The sequence below is a fragment of the Mycobacteriales bacterium genome, from assembly GCA_035504215.1.
Lineage (GTDB): Bacteria > Actinomycetota > Actinomycetes > JAFAQI01 > JAFAQI01 > DATAUK01.
This window is the reverse complement of sequence record DATJSI010000028.1, coordinates 50,834-65,407: the sequence shown is the minus strand read 5'-3', so window position 1 is coordinate 65,407 and position 14,574 is coordinate 50,834. Positions and strand designations below refer to the sequence as shown.

At 67.7% G+C, this 14,574-nt stretch carries 9 protein-coding genes; 7 read left to right on the top strand and 2 right to left on the bottom strand.

Translation table 11 applies throughout. The features are described from left to right. Nucleotides 1–60 precede the first annotated feature (60 nt). From rsmI to VME70_02830, 5 genes are all read left to right on the top strand, one after another. A complete protein-coding gene (gene rsmI, locus VME70_02850; GenBank protein HTW19133.1) occupies nucleotides 61–906 on the top strand; it encodes a 16S rRNA (cytidine(1402)-2'-O)-methyltransferase in 846 nt (281 codons plus the stop codon). A 9-nt stretch (nucleotides 907–915) separates the two neighbouring features. After that, on the top strand, nucleotides 916–2,703 hold the full coding sequence (gene metG, locus VME70_02845; protein ID HTW19132.1) for a methionine--tRNA ligase: 1,788 nt from the start codon (nucleotides 916–918) through the stop codon (nucleotides 2,701–2,703). Continuing rightward, nucleotides 2,700–3,521, top strand: coding sequence for a TatD family hydrolase (locus VME70_02840; GenBank protein HTW19131.1), 822 nt, complete (start codon nucleotides 2,700–2,702; stop codon nucleotides 3,519–3,521). The genes metG and VME70_02840 overlap by 4 nt, the downstream gene beginning before the upstream one ends. 68 nt (nucleotides 3,522–3,589) lie before the next feature. After that, a complete protein-coding gene (rsmA, locus tag VME70_02835; GenBank protein HTW19130.1) occupies nucleotides 3,590–4,456 on the top strand; it encodes a 16S rRNA (adenine(1518)-N(6)/adenine(1519)-N(6))-dimethyltransferase RsmA in 867 nt (288 codons plus the stop codon). Nucleotides 4,457–4,510: 54 nt separating this feature from the next. Then, complete coding sequence (locus tag VME70_02830) at nucleotides 4,511–5,413, top strand: 4-(cytidine 5'-diphospho)-2-C-methyl-D-erythritol kinase (GenBank protein HTW19129.1); 903 nt, start codon at nucleotides 4,511–4,513, stop codon at nucleotides 5,411–5,413. Here VME70_02830 and VME70_02825 read toward each other — a convergent pair. Both VME70_02825 and VME70_02820 read right to left on the bottom strand, forming a co-directional pair. Next, nucleotides 5,406–7,571 carry a fibronectin type III domain-containing protein gene (locus VME70_02825; protein HTW19128.1) on the bottom strand — a complete coding sequence of 722 codons (2,166 nt, stop codon included), beginning with the start codon at nucleotides 7,569–7,571 and terminating at the stop codon, nucleotides 5,406–5,408. The genes VME70_02830 and VME70_02825 overlap by 8 nt on opposite strands. 324 nt (nucleotides 7,572–7,895) lie before the next feature. After that, nucleotides 7,896–8,864, bottom strand: coding sequence for an acyl-CoA desaturase (locus tag VME70_02820; protein HTW19127.1), 969 nt, complete (start codon nucleotides 8,862–8,864; stop codon nucleotides 7,896–7,898). Nucleotides 8,865–9,091: 227 nt separating this feature from the next. On the opposite strand from VME70_02820, the gene glmU reads away from it, so the two are divergent. Beyond that, a complete protein-coding gene (gene glmU, locus VME70_02815) occupies nucleotides 9,092–10,537 on the top strand; it encodes a bifunctional UDP-N-acetylglucosamine diphosphorylase/glucosamine-1-phosphate N-acetyltransferase GlmU (GenBank protein ID HTW19126.1) in 1,446 nt (481 codons plus the stop codon). 191 nt (nucleotides 10,538–10,728) lie between these two features. Beyond that, nucleotides 10,729–14,553, top strand: a complete 3,825-nt coding sequence (locus VME70_02810; GenBank protein HTW19125.1) for a LamG-like jellyroll fold domain-containing protein — start codon at nucleotides 10,729–10,731, stop codon at nucleotides 14,551–14,553. The last annotated feature ends 21 nt before the right edge of the window (nucleotides 14,554–14,574 follow it).

Below are 14,574 nucleotides of genomic sequence, written 5' to 3'. Positions count from 1 at the left end.
CCGAGGTTGTGCGCCTCCAACGTCAAGATCACCGAAGGGGTGCGCGGTTGAATGTGCGGTGTGCCGTTGGTGATCGCCGCTACGCCGATCGGCGACCCTGCCGATGCGTCCCCGCGGTTGCGAGCCGCGCTCGAGAGCGCCGATGTCGTCGCGGCGGAGGACACCCGGCGCGTGCATCGGCTCGCCACATCGCTCGGGATCCGGATCGGCGGCCGCGTCGTCGCCGTCTACGACGCGGTCGAGCAGGGCCGCGCCGCCGGGCTGCTCGACCGGGTCGCCGACGGCGACACGGTGCTGCTCGTGTCCGATGCAGGGACGCCGCTCGTTTCCGACCCCGGATATGTCCTGGTGACCGGCGCCATCGCGCGCGGGCTCGCGGTGACTGTCCTGCCCGGGCCGTCGGCGTTGACCGCGGCGATCGCGATCGCCGGGCTGCCTGCCGACCGGTTCTGCTTCGAGGGATTCCTGCCGCGCCGAGTCGGCGAGCGTCGTACCAGGCTGGCCGAGCTGGCCGCCGACCCGCGGACGCTCGTGCTCTTCGAGTCGCCACGCCGGTTGGCGTCGACGCTCGCCGACCTTGCCATGGCGTTCGGAGCCGACCGGTCGGCCGCGGTGTGTCGCGAGCTGACGAAGACCTACGAGGAGGTCCGCCGGGGAACGCTCGCGGAACTGTCCGAGTGGGCGTCCGGCCACGAGGTCCGTGGCGAGATCACGGTGGTCGTCGGCGGGGCGGACCGGGCAGTGGACGAGACCGACGACGGCACCCTCCGTGACGAGGTGGCGGCGGCCGTCGCCGCCGGCTCAACTCGCCGCGACGCGGTCGATGCGGTGGCCGGCCGGCACGGGCTGCCGAGACGCCGGGTCTACTCGGCGGCGCTCGGAGAATCGAGTAGCGCCCGCCCGTAGGCTGGGCGCATGTCCCGGCACATCCTTGCGGCGGTCGCATGGCCGTATGCCAACGGGCCGCGCCACATCGGCCACGTCGCCGGCTTCGGCGTGCCGTCCGATGTCTTTTCCCGCTACCACCGGCTGGCGGGCAACCGGGTGCTGATGGTTAGCGGCACGGACGAGCACGGAACACCGATCCTCGTCCAGGCCGACCACGAGGGCGTGTCTCCGCGCGTGCTCGCGGACCGCTACAACCGGGTGATCGCCGAGGATCTCCAGCAGCTCGGGCTCTCCTACGACCTGTTCACCCGTACGACGACCCGCAACCACTACGCGGTCGTGCAGGAGATGTTCAGAGGGCTCTACCGCAACGGGTACATGATCGAGCAGACGACCAAGGGCGCGATCTCACCGTCCACGGGACGCACGCTGCCCGACCGCTACATCGAGGGAACCTGCCCGATCTGCGGGTACGACGGCGCGCGTGGCGACCAGTGCGACAACTGCGGCAACCAGCTCGACGCAGACCAGCTGATCAACCCGCACTCGCGGATCAATGGCGAGACGCCGGTCTTCGTGGAGACCGAGCAGTTCTTCCTGGACCTCCCGGCGCTCGCCGACGCGCTCGGCGCGTGGCTGCGGACCCGCACCGACTGGCGCCCGAACGTCCTGAAGTTCTCGCTCAACCTGATCGATGACCTGAAGCCGCGCGCGATGACCCGGGACATCGACTGGGGCGTCCCGATTCCGCTGCCGGGCTGGGAGGATAACCCGAACAAGCGGCTCTACGTCTGGTTCGACGCGGTGATCGGATACCTGTCCGCATCGATCGAGTGGGCCCGTCGAAGCGGTGATCCCGATGCCTGGCAGGCCTGGTGGACCGACCCCGCGGCCGAGTCCTACTACTTCATGGGGAAGGACAACGTCACCTTCCACGCGCAGATCTGGCCGGCCGAGCTGCTCGGGTACGACGGGAAGGGCTCGAAGGGCGGTAGCCCGGGCGAGTACGGCGAGCTCCAGCTGCCGAGCGAGGTCGTGTCGAGCGAGTTCCTCACGATGGAGGGGCGGAAGTTCTCCTCGAGCCGCAACGTCGTGATCTACGTGCGCGAGTTCCTGTCGCGCTACTCACCGGACAGCTTGCGCTACTACCTGACCGCGGCCGGCCCGGAGTCCAACGACACCGACTTCACCTGGTCGGAGTTCGTGCGGCGCAACAACGACGAGCTCGTCGCGGCATGGGGCAACTTGGTCAACCGCACGCTCTCGTTCACGGCGAAAAACCTCGGCTCGGTGCCTCCGGCGGGAGACCTGAACGACATCGACCGCGCCCTTCTGGACGCGACGAAGTCAGCGTTTCCCACGGTCGGTGCAGACATCGAACGCTCCCGCATGCGTTCCGGACTCGGTGAGGCGATGCGGGTCGTGACCGAGACCAACAAGTACCTGTCCGAGCAGGCGCCCTGGAAGCTGCGGGAGTCCGACCCGCAGCGCATGGCGACGATCCTTCATGTCGCGCTGCAGGCGGTCAGCGACTGTACGACCCTGCTGTCGCCGTTCATGCCGCACTCGTCGCAGCAGGTGCACGAGCTGCTCGGCCGGGACGGGGTGCTCGCACCCGAACCCGAGCTTCGCGAGGTCGACGACCTTGACGGCGGCCCGGCGTACCCGGTGCTTGCGGGTGACTACCACGTCGACGTGAGCTGGGAGTCGGTCGACATCAAGGCCGGTACGCCGATCGCGGCGCCGACCCCGCTGTTCGCCAAGCTCGATGCCTCTGTGATCGACGAGGAGCTCAAGCGAATGGAAGGCGAGTGAGCCGAGCCGCTGCGCGCGAGGGTGGTCCGCCGCCGGCGCCGGAGCCGCTCACCACGCCGGCGCTGGACAGCCACTGCCACCTCGACCTGATGGAGGCGGATGTCGAGGAGGCGATGGCTGCGGCGCGGGCGGTCGGCATCGAGCGCGTAGTTCAGGTGGGTGTCGATGTCGAGACGTCGAGGATGGGTGCGGAGCTGGCGGCTGCGCGTGACGACGTGTGGGCGGCCGTCGCCATCCACCCCAACGAAGCGCACGCCGCGACCGATGCCGACTGGGCGGCGATCGCCGAGCTTGCGGGTCGCCCGCGGGTGGTCGCGATCGGGGAGACCGGCCTCGACCACTACCGCACGGCAGAAGGCGGCTGGGAGCAGCAGGCGGAGTCGTTCCGCCGGCATGTCGCGATCGCCAAGCAGTCCGGCAAGGCGGTCATGATCCACGACCGTGACGCACATCAGGATGTCCTCAAGGTGCTCGCCGAGGAGGGTCCGCCGGAACAGGTGATCTTCCATTGCTTCAGCGGCGACGGCGCCTTCGCGCGCCAGTGCGCCGACGCCGGCTACGTGATGTCCTTCGCCGGCAACATCACATTCAAGAATGCCCAGGACCTCCGTGACGCGGTGATGATCGCGCCGCTCGACCAGCTGCTGGTCGAGACCGATGCGCCGTTCCTGACCCCCATGCCGTACCGCGGCCGGCCCAACTCGCCGTACCTCGTGCCGATCACCGTCAGGGCGATCGCGGAACTGAAAGGGATCTCCGCCGACGACGTCGCGGCCGCGGTGACCGCGACGGCCGCCAGGGTCTTCGGCTGGTCATGAGCACGGCTGGTGATGAGCACCGTGTCATGAGCGCTGAGTCATGAGCGCTGAGTCATGAGCACCGTGTCATGAGCACTGGGGCCGAGGACGGCCTGCTCGGGCCGGCAGACGTCAGGCGCATGGTGGCATCGCTGGCGTTGCGTCCGACGAAGACGCTCGGCCAGAACTTCGTGATCGACCCCAACACCGTTCGCCGGATCGTGCGCGCGGCCGGCCTCGGACCGAACGACGTGGTCCTCGAGGTCGGGCCCGGGCTGGGCTCGCTGACCTTGGGGCTGCTGGGAACGGCCAGCCGGGTGGTCGCTGTCGAGATCGACCCAGTCCTCGCGGACGCTCTGGCAGCAACGGTCGAGCTGCGCTTGCCGCAGCGCGCCGGCCGGCTCGAGGTGGTCACCGGGGACGCCCTCCACCTCGTCGAGATGCCGGGTCCCGCGCCGACCACGTTGGTCGCCAACCTGCCTTACAACGTCGCGGTGCCGGTACTCCTCCACCTGCTGGCCGGCTTCCCGTCGCTGCGCCACGGGTTGGCCATGGTGCAGGCGGAGGTTGCCGATCGGTTGTCCGCGGCTCCTGGCTCGCGCACGTACGGCGTTCCCTCCGCGAAGGCCGCCTGGTGGGCCGATGTCCGGCGAGCCGGAAGCATCCCTCGCACCGTGTTCTGGCCGATGCCCAATGTCGACTCGGGCTTGGTTCGATTCATCCGTCGCGACCCGCCGGCCGCCCCGGAGTCACGCGACCAGGTGTTCGCTGTGATCGACGCGGCGTTCGCCCATCGCCGGAAGACGTTGCGCGTGGCCTTGGCAGGCTGGGCGGGAAGTGCCGAGCAAGCCGAGATCGTGCTCCGAGCGGCGCACATCGATCCACGGGCTCGTGGCGAGCAGCTGGACATCACCGCGTTCGCGGCGATCGCGGCGGCTCGCTCGGTGCTGCGTTAGGCGGCGAGGTGAGATGCCGACCGTCACATACGATCGCCACGTGAGGCGGCTGCGGTGAGCATCACCGTGCGGGTGCCGGCAAAGATCAACCTGCACCTCGGCGTCGGACCGTTGCGCCCGGACGGAAAGCATCAGCTGCACACGATCTACCACGCGGTGAGCCTGTACGACGAGGTCGTGCTCGAGCCGACCGATGACGGTGCCGTGTCGGTCGTGGTCGCGGGCTCGCAAGTGCACGGCGTACCCGAGGGTGACGACAACCTCGCCGTTCAGGCAGTGCGCGCGGTCGCCGCACTGGCGGGCGTCACCCCTTCGGTGCGGATCACGATCCGTAAAGAGATCCCGGTGGGCGGCGGACTGGCCGGCGGCAGCGCCGACGCGGCGGCCGCGCTCGTCGCGGCCGACGCCATGTGGCGCTCGGGCCTGGATCGCAGCGTCCTGGAGCGGCTGGCGGCCAACCTGGGCAGTGACGTCGCGTTCCTGCTGCACGGCGGAACCGCTTTGGGCACCGGTCATGGTGAGGTCGTGTCGCCGGTGCTCAGCCGCGGTGACTGGCATTGGGTGCTCGCGGTCGCCGAGAGCGGACTGTCGACGCCGGCGGTCTACGCCGAGTTCGACCGGCGGCACGGCAGCGACATCGCCGACCCCTCGCATGCGGCCGACGGCGTGCTGGCGGCGTTGCGGTCGGGCGACGTCGTCGAGCTCGGCCACGCACTGCGCAACGACCTGCAGGCTCCCGCGTTGCACCTTCGGCCCAACCTGTCGAAGGTCCTGGCGGCCGGCAAGGAGCTGGGCGCCGCCGGCGGCATCGTGTCAGGCTCCGGGCCGACCGTGGCGCTGCTCACCGAGAGTGCATCGGAGTCGATCCGGATCGCGTCCGCGCTCGCCGGCTACGACGTCTGCCGAACCGTCCGCCGGGCGAGCGGCCCGGTTCCCGGCGCCCGGGTGATCAGTTAGTCCGTCCGAGAACGCAGTCGTCGACCTCGAAGGTGGCTCCGCCGGCCACGGTGTTGGTGCTGAACACCGAAAGCGGCAGGATGTCACCGGTCCCGATCGTGGTGTCGCTCACCTGCAGCAGATGCCAGTTGCTGTCGGTGATCGCCAGCGAGGTGATCGCTGCGGTGTTGACCGCCTGGTAGTTCGGCTTGGCCTCGTGCAGCTCGATGCTGATCGTCATGGGCCGGCTGGCCTTCGCCCAGCAGCTCGCGACGTACGTCACGCCGGGGGTGTCGCTGGAGATCGTCGGCGGCTTGCCGTCGTAGATGCCGGACGCGGCGTAGCTGGTGCTCGTCGTTGCGATCTTGACCGAACTACTACCTGAATGAGCGTCGCTCGACTCGGTCAGCGTCGTCGCGGGTCCATAGGTAGTCCAGTGCAGCGGGATGCCGTTGGTCCAGGTTTCGAATCCAGGATTGGTCAAGAGGTTGGCGTCCGGCGTCGTCACGTCGAAGTCGGCTGATGGTGTGCTTGCGTTACCGGCCGTATCCGTGGAAATGACCGTGTAGTCATACGACGTGTTTGGGCTCAGCCCGGTGTCGGTGAAGCTTGTCGCGCCCGTGGTCGATCCGACTGCGACTCCGTTGCGCAGGATCGTGTAGCCCGTGACGGGAAGGGTGCCGGCGACCGCGGGGGTCCAGCTCAGGCTGACCACGGTCGGGCCGGTAGCCGAGCCGGAAAGGCCGGTGGGTGGCGATGGCGGCACTGCCGGGAGTGTGGTGGCTGTCGCCGGGCTCGATGGTGGGCTCGCCAACTGATTCGCGTCGATCGCCGTCACCGTGTACTGGTACGTGGTGCTCGGCGCCGTCGCGGTGTCGTCGTACACCGTGCCGGCGGTGGTGGCGATGACCGTGCCGTTACGTGTGACCTGATAGCCCGTCACCGGCGACGTCCCTGGCGTTGCCGCAGTCCAGCTCAGGTCGATCTCTTGCGGTCCGTTCGGTGTCGCGGTTAGCCCCGTCGGTGCCAGTGGGGGCGTCGCCGGGAGCGCGACCTGAAATTCGGCTAGCGAGGCCATCGGCACACCACCGGTACAGGCGAGTGTCATCTGCAAGTTGCAGGTCTGCCCGTATTCCAGGAAGTCGCCGCCGACGACCAAGGTGTTGGTTGCGGCATCGAACGCGAAGGCGCGCACCCCGTTGTCGTCCCCATCGGGCGGGTTCATGGCAGGCCTTCCGGACAGCCCTGGGTCCCAGGCCTGGATGGCGCCGGTCGCCTCAGAGACCTGGCCCGCGAAATACGGCCACTGGCCCCCGGGTTTGTTGATACGGGTTCGGTGAGTGCCGGCAATGATCGAGTTGCCCAGCTGGATGACGCCTTGGGTGTCACCGATCATCGAGTCAACCCAGATCTGCGCGCCTGTGGTCGCGTTGAACAGGTGCATGCGATTCGCAGAGCCACCACCCCCGCTGACGATTGCGGGTGGACTGACATTGCTATCGAGGGCGAGTGAGCGCGGGTCGTCTCCATTGACCCCGTCGGGCGGGGTGTTCGGCTCCAGGACCGGTGTGAAGGTCGTGACCGGAGCTCCCGATGTCTCGTTCAACTCGATCAACCCGTGATTGGTGAACCCGTCGATCGTGTCGAAGAATCCGCCGACGTAGAGGCCGCCGTCGGCCGGGTCGGACAAGAGCGTCTCCACCCCTCCCCACGGCATGGGATCCGACCAGTTGACCGCGCTCGTGGTGAGGCTGAGCGATCGCACGGTGCCAGACGCGCCGGCGGAGTAGATCGCGGCCGGGCTCTGGCTGATCGCGAGGGCGTTGACCTGTCCAGACGCACCTGGGTTCCAGCCGGTGACCGCGAAGCCGGGCACGCTGACCGCGGCCAACCGGTTGCGGCTTACTCCATCGAAAGTCGTGAAGTCTCCACCGACGTAAAGAGTTCCGGCGTTGTATGCGAGCGCATGGACGTATCCGTCGTCCGCCAGCGTCGTCTCCGCAAACACGAAGGCGCCGGTGGTTTCGGTGACGACAGCGAGGTTGGTTGCGGGATGCACGACACCGTCCGGCGTCGTGACCGTCGTGAAATCACCACCAAAGGCAACCTCCGGTATGCCACCCACGGTGAACTCCGCCAGTGAGGTGACGTCTCCGTTGGTCTGGGCGAATGGAATCATCGTCGGGGTGTCTGAAATCGTCGTCGACTGTGGTGCCGCGCATGCTGCTGTCATTGCGCCGGCGCTGACCGCGAAGGTTAGTGCCACGGTGGTGACGAGGAGGCAACGCGGTGTTCGCTTCACGCGCACCACTCCTTGCAGACACCAGCGCGTGGGGTCCCCGCCTGGCAAGCGACGGACGCCGGTGGGCGGACGATAGCAACAGTTCTCGGCCACCGCAGCCGAGTTCGATCGTTGCCCTCGTCAGGTCTGATTTGTGGTGCTATGCCTGTCGTTCAGGCTTCACGCCAGTCGCTCACGCCACTCGGGCGCCGCCGCCGCGGGCTAGCTCATGGCGAGCTTGGCTGCAAGTCGCTCGGGTGTCGGCCAGCGGACGTCGTAGGCAAGGTGGAGCTTCTCGAGAGTCCAGATGATTCGTGCCGAAGAGTCCAGCTGGCCGCGCAGCACCCCGTGCCTAGCTGCGGTGGGTTCCGCGTGGTGAAGGTTGTGCCAGGACTCACCCATCGCGGGAATCGCGAGCCACCAGACGTTCACCGACCGGTCCCTCGTCATGAAGGGCTTCGCCCCGAATGTGTGGCAGATCGAGTTCACCGACCACGTGACGTGGTGCAGTAGGGCCACGCGGACCAGGCTCGCCCAGAAAAGTGCCGTCACTGCACCCTGCCAATGCCATCCAGACCAGGCATAGCCGACGAGCACGGGAAGGAGCAGGCTGACCGCGCTCAGCCAGGGGAACGCCTGCGAGACGCGGACGATCGCGCGATCCGCCAGCAGGTCCGGAGCGAAACGCTGGTGGTTGGTCTGCTCCACGTCGAACATCCAGCCGATGTGGGCATGCCAAAGACCTTTGAGCAAAGCGCGGAAGGTCTCGCCGTACCGCCACGGGGAGTGCGGATCGCCCTGTCGGTCGCTGAACGCGTGGTGGCGCCGGTGGTCGGCGACCCAGCGGATCACTGGGCCTTCGATCGCCAGGCTGCCCGCCACGGCGAGCGCAATCCGCAGCGCCTTCTTGGCCTTGAAGGCGCCATGGGTGAAGTAGCGGTGGAAGCCGACCGTAATGCCGTGGCCACTGATCGCGTACATCACGAAGGCGAGCAGGATGTCGTGCCAGCCGATCCCCCAGCCCCAGGCGACCGGGATCGCCGCGACCAGGGCGAGCAGCGGGACGACGATGACAACCAGCAGAATCGCTTGTTCTGCTCGCGCCCCGCGCGCGGTGCGGGTTCGAACCGTCGCCGGGAGCGGGCGGGCGGCGGCGGGCGCGGCCGCCCTGGGGATCGCGGTCTGGGTCATTCCCGCTCCTCTCGTTCGGCACGATGGTCGCACGCCCTCCTAGAAGGGGCACGGGCGCCCGAGCACCCTAGGCTGCGAGGCAGCAGTCCCGGATCGTCTAACGGCAGGACCCGAAACTTTGGATTTCGTTATGGAGGTTCGACTCCTCCTCCGGGAGCGGATGTATTCGGGCGTGCTCGATAGGCTCGGCGCCGTCCAGCACCGCCGCACGCCACCTTGGAGCCCGCGTGACTGACACCGCGCCGGTTGCCGTGATCGTGCTGGCGGCCGGCGAGGGCAAGCGGATGAAGTCGGCGCTCCCCAAGGTGCTGCATGCCATCTGCGGACGCTCGTTGTTGGGGCACGTGCTCGCCGCGACCGCACCGCTGGGCGCCGCTCGCACGCTGGTGGTCGTGGGTCACGGCCGCGACGCGGTGACGGCTCAGCTGAGCGAGATCGATCCCGGTGCCGCTGCTGTCGTGCAGGACGAGCAGCGCGGAACCGGGCACGCCACCGAGCTTGCGCTCGGGGCGCTCGACCCCACCACGAAAGGCACCGTGCTCGTCGTCCCCGGCGATGCTCCCCTGTTGACGACCGAGACGTTGCAACGGCTGCTGGCTCGGCACGAGGAAACCGGCGCCGCGGTGACCCTGCTGAGTGCGGAGCTAGCTGATCCGACCGGGTACGGCCGCGTCGTTCGGGATCCCGACGGCCAGGTTCGTGCGGTCGTGGAGGAGCGCGATGCCGACGACCGGATACGCCAGGTCAGCGAGATCAACACCAGCGTCTACGCCTTCGATCTAGAGCAGCTCGGACCGGCGCTCGCCCGCGTGGAGACGAGGAATGCGCAGGGCGAGCACTACCTGACCGATGTCATCGGCTTTTTCGTCGACGACGCCAAGGTCGTGGCCAGCGTTCGCAGCGACGACCCGACCGAGACGTTGGGGGTCAATGACCGCGTGCAACTCGCTGCCGTTCGTCGCGCGATGCGTGATCGGATTGTCGCGCACTGGATGCGCGAGGGGGTGACGATCGTCGACCCCGAGACCACCTGGATGGGTGTTCGAGTCACTCTTGCGCCGGACTCGACGATCCATCAGAACACGCAACTGCATGGCGCGACCCACGTCGAATCGGGTGCAGAGGTCGGCCCAGACTCGACGCTGAGAGATACCCATGTCGGCGCAGGCGCGACGGTCGTGAAGTCGCACTGCACGGGCGCTCGAATTGGCGCGCGCTCAGCGGTCGGACCGTTCGCCTACCTTCGCCCCGGCACCGTCCTTGGCGCCGATGCCAAGGCGGGTGCATTCGTCGAGATGAAGCAGGCGGTGGTCGGGGACGGCAGCAAGGTGCCGCACCTGTCCTATGTCGGCGATGCCGAGATCGGCGAGCGCAGCAACATCGGTGCCGCCACGGTCTTCGTCAACTACGACGGCGAGAACAAGCACCGGACGGTGGTGGGCGACGACGCGCGGGTCGGGTCCGACACGATGCTGGTGGCTCCTGTGACGATCGGCGCCGGCGCCTACACCGCAGCGGGCTCAGTGATCACCGAGGACGTGCCGCCGGGTGCGCTTGCCGTCGGTCGCGCACGGCAGCGCAACGTCGAGGGCTGGGTCGAGCGCAAGCGTGCCGGCAACTCCGCCGGCAAGAAGCAGGATGGTCCCCCGGATCCGGACGACACCGGTCGGTAGCGTCACGAGCTTGCAGCTCATGCTGGCGTACAAGGGTTTCACCCGATCGGGCTATCAAGATCGGTCCGAGTGGGCTATTAGGTCGGCGCGTCCCCATGACATTCTCTGGTTACCAGTCCGCGTCTCGTCATCAATGCTTCTGCCGCCGGGGTCCGGCGCGGGGATGGAAGCGCAGCCGAAGGGGTCTCGTCGTGCGTCGCCTTTTCACTCTTCTGATCGGGATCGTCACCGCCCTTGCAGTGGCCGTCCCCGGCGTCCAGCTGCTAGGTGCACCGTCGGCCGGTGCAGTCGTTCCGGGCAGCGTGGGTGCCGATGCTGCGTCGTCGTGGCAGGCCAACGCGACGGTCTGGAGCATGACCTACGCGAACGGCGACATCTTCATGGTGGGGGACTTTACGTCGCTGCGGCCACCGGGCGACGCCCTCGGCACGGGTGAGGTGTCCTCGCCGTACTTCGGGGCGCTTAACGCGTCCACAGGGGCGCTCGACCCGGCGATCCAGACCCACGTGTTCGCCGGCCAGACTTCCGGCCTGCCGCTGACGCATGGCGTTGTCGCCCCGTCGCCGGACGGCAGCACGATCTACGTCGGTGGAGCGTTTACGACGGTCGACGGTCAACCGCGCAACCACATCGCCGCATTTAGCACCTCCACGGGCGCGTTGCTTCCGTGGGCGCCCAACGTCAGCGCCGCCGTGAACGCCATCGCAGCAGTCGGCAACGTGGTGTACATCGGGGGGTCGTTCGCGAAGGTCAACAAGACCGCGGTCGGCCCCGACCTTGCCGCGCTGAGCGCCAGCACGGGCGCGATCGTGCCCTGGGGCTCCGGCACCGGCCCGAGCACCGACAACACCGTTGATGCAATGGCGGTGACGCCGGACGGCAGCCAGGTGGTCATCGGCGGCTACTTCGATCAGGTCGACGGGTTGACCCAGAGCGCCGATGGCACAACCCGTTACAACAAGGCTGCCATCATCGGTGGTGTCACCTCGGCCACGCCGGGTGCGCTCGAGCCGATGCCGGCCGACAACGTCGCCGTTCCGCTGGGCACGTCCAAGGCGCCGGTCAACGGCTGCTCCTCCGACGTAAAGTCCGCAGTCATTAGTAACGGGGTCGTCTACCTAGGCGACGAGGGCACCGGTGGCGGCTGCTTCGACGGGGTCTGGGCGGCCAATCTCTCCAACGGCAGTCTGGTTTGGGTGAACCGGTGCCTCGGCGCCACGCAGATCCTGGCGGTCATCGGCAACTATGTCTATAAGGGTTCGCACGCGCACAACTGCCAGGAGAACAACACCAACGGACCGGTTTCCAATGACCCAGCAAACTTCCCGCAGGTTGCGACGAACCAGGCCCGGCACCTGCTGTCGCTGAACACCAGCAACGGCTTCCTCGGGCCCTGGTACCCGTTCTCGAACGCTGGTACAAACCTCGGTCCGCGGGCAATGGCCACGGACGGCAGCCAGCTGTATGTCGGTGGTGACTTCACCACGATGAACCACGTTGGTCAGCAGGGCATCGCCCGCTTCACGCCCACGAGCGACTACCCGACCCCGAAGCCGGACGGCCCGGTTGCGGTCGACGCCGGTCCGGGCACCGTCAACATCTATGCGGTGCCACCCGTGGACCTCGACGACACCCAGCTAACGATGGAGCTGTTCCGCGATGGTGGGTCGACTCCGATCGCCAGTCAGACCGTCACGTCGTATTTCTGGAAGCAGCCGACGGTGGTCTTCTCGGACTCTGGCTTGGCCGCAGGGAGCCAGCACACCTACCAGGTCGAGGCTGTCCCAACCTCGGGCTCGCCGGGCAGCTCGCTCTCACGCGGGGCAACCGTGCAGGTGCAGAACGGCTCGACCAGCTATGCAGCAACCGTGGCAAGCCAGAACCCGTCCGGCTACTGGCGATTCGATGAGCCGGACGGAACGCTCGCGGGTGACGCGTCATCCAGCCGGAACTGGGGCATCTACACAGGCGGGGTCACCCTCGGGCAGCCTGGTGCCATCGCCGGCGACCCGGACACCGCGGCGAGTTTCGACGGTTCGACCGGTTACTTCTCGACCGGCACCGCGCAGGCCAGCCCCTCCACCTTCTCGGAGGAGGTGTGGTTCAAGACAACGACGTCGGCTGGCGGCCGGCTGATCGGCTTCGGGAGCAGCCAGACCGGCAACAGCAGCACGTCCGATCGGCTGGTCTACATGACCAACAGCGGCCTGTTGATTTTCGGGACGAAGTCCAGCAACCAGACGCACACGATCCAGAGCACGAAGTCGTACAACAACGGTGCCTGGCACCAGGTGGTCGCGACCCAGGGCCCGTCGGGCATGGTGCTCTATGTCGACGGGCAGAAGGTGGCCAGCAACACGACGACGACGAGCCAGTCCTACACCGGCTACTGGCGGGTTGGCGACGACAGCCTGAGTGGTTGGACCAGTCGCCCGAGCAGCAGCTTCTTCAACGGGACCATCGACGACGCCTCGGTCTACAACTCGGCTCTGTCTGCAACGCAGGTGGCCGCGCAATACACTGCCGCCCTGGCGCCGGGACAACCGGGCGTGCTTACCCAGAGCGCGAACGGCACTGGCGAAATCGACCTGAGTTGGGGCGCTGCAGTCGGCGCCACGTCGTACGACGTTCGTCGCGGCGCGGGCGGGTCGGACACGTTCCCGACCGATCTGGGTACGGTCACGGGTACCACGTTCGCGGACTCCGGTCACAACCCGGGTGACTCGTTCGACTACGAGGTCATCCCCGAGAACGCATCCGCATCAGGTCCGGCGTCCAATGCGGTGACCGGCACGACGCTGCCGGCGCAAGTCACCGGCCTCGAGCTCAACGTCGTGTCGCCCACGGACATCAACCTGTCCTGGAGCCCCGCACAGGGTGCGGCAACCTACGATGTCTTGCGGGCTCCGGACGGCACCTCGAACTGGACCACGATCAGTTCGGGTAGCTCGGCGAGCAGCTACGACGACACGTCGCTCAGCCCGGGTACGGCGTATGACTACGTAGTCGCGGCAGTGAACGCCGGGGGAACCGGCGCGGTCTCGGCGACCCAGGTCGGAACGACGCCGCAGATCGCGCCGGGTCAGGTGACCGACCTCAACCCCAACGCAGTTGGGGCGACCGAGATCGACCTCACCTGGGATCCGACGACAGGGGCGTCCAGCTACGAGGTCGACATCTCGACTACGTCTGCCTCGGGCCCGTTCACGCCGCTGACAACCACGCTCACCTCGGCGTCGTACGCGAGCACTGGGCTGACCGCAGGCGCGACTTACTGGTATCAGGTCATCGCGTCTAACTCCGCCGGGCCGGGCCCGGCTTCTCAAGTCGTGTCGGCGACGACGCCAAATGTGAATTCGCCCACGCTGGCCAATAACTTCGAGGGCGGCAGCGCCGGTACGGCTCTGACTGCGGCGAACTCCGGCGGTGCGTCAGGCAACAAGTTCGACGCCGTGACCTGCGCCGGCACCGGCACCGTCAGCTACACGTCGAGCGCTCCGCACGGCACGCTCGCGGCGGCGCTGACGCCGGGCACGTCGCCATGCTTCCTCCAGTGGGGCAAGACGTCGATCACAACGCCGTCCACTACGAGCTACGGGCGGACGTACCTGAACTTAGGAGCCGACCCTGCGGTCGGGGTGCAGCTCGCCAAGCTCGGCGACTCGTCGTTCAACCGCGATGCACAGATCACCATTCAGACGAATGGCAAGCTCGCCTTGTACGACGCAGCCGGCACCAAGCAGCTCACCTTCACGAGTGCGCTGCCGTTGAACACCTGGCTGCGGGTCGAGTGGACTCTTGTGAACTCGGCCACGACGGGCTCGCTGGCGGTTAGCGTCTACGCGGGAGACAGCTATACGCCGCTCGAAACGGAGACGGTCGGCGGGATCAACACCGGCACCTCATTTGGTTCGCTGCAACTCGGCCAGGCCATTGCGTCGTCAACCCCTCCGGGGACCGTCCTCCTGGACGACGTCGCGATCGGCACTGCCGGGCCGTTGGGCCCTGGCAGTTAAGGGAGTCGTGGCGTCCGGGTG

Coding starts and splice junctions, on each gene's coding strand:
- metG (HTW19132.1), top strand. CDS start 916: ATGTCCCGGCACATCCTTGCGGCGGTCGCATGGCCGTATGCCAACGGG.
- rsmA (HTW19130.1), top strand. CDS start 3,590: ATGAGCACTGGGGCCGAGGACGGCCTGCTCGGGCCGGCAGACGTCAGG.
- VME70_02825 (HTW19128.1), bottom strand. CDS start 7,571: ATGATTCCATTCGCCCAGACCAACGGAGACGTCACCTCACTGGCGGAG.
- VME70_02820 (HTW19127.1), bottom strand. CDS start 8,864: ATGACCCAGACCGCGATCCCCAGGGCGGCCGCGCCCGCCGCCGCCCGC.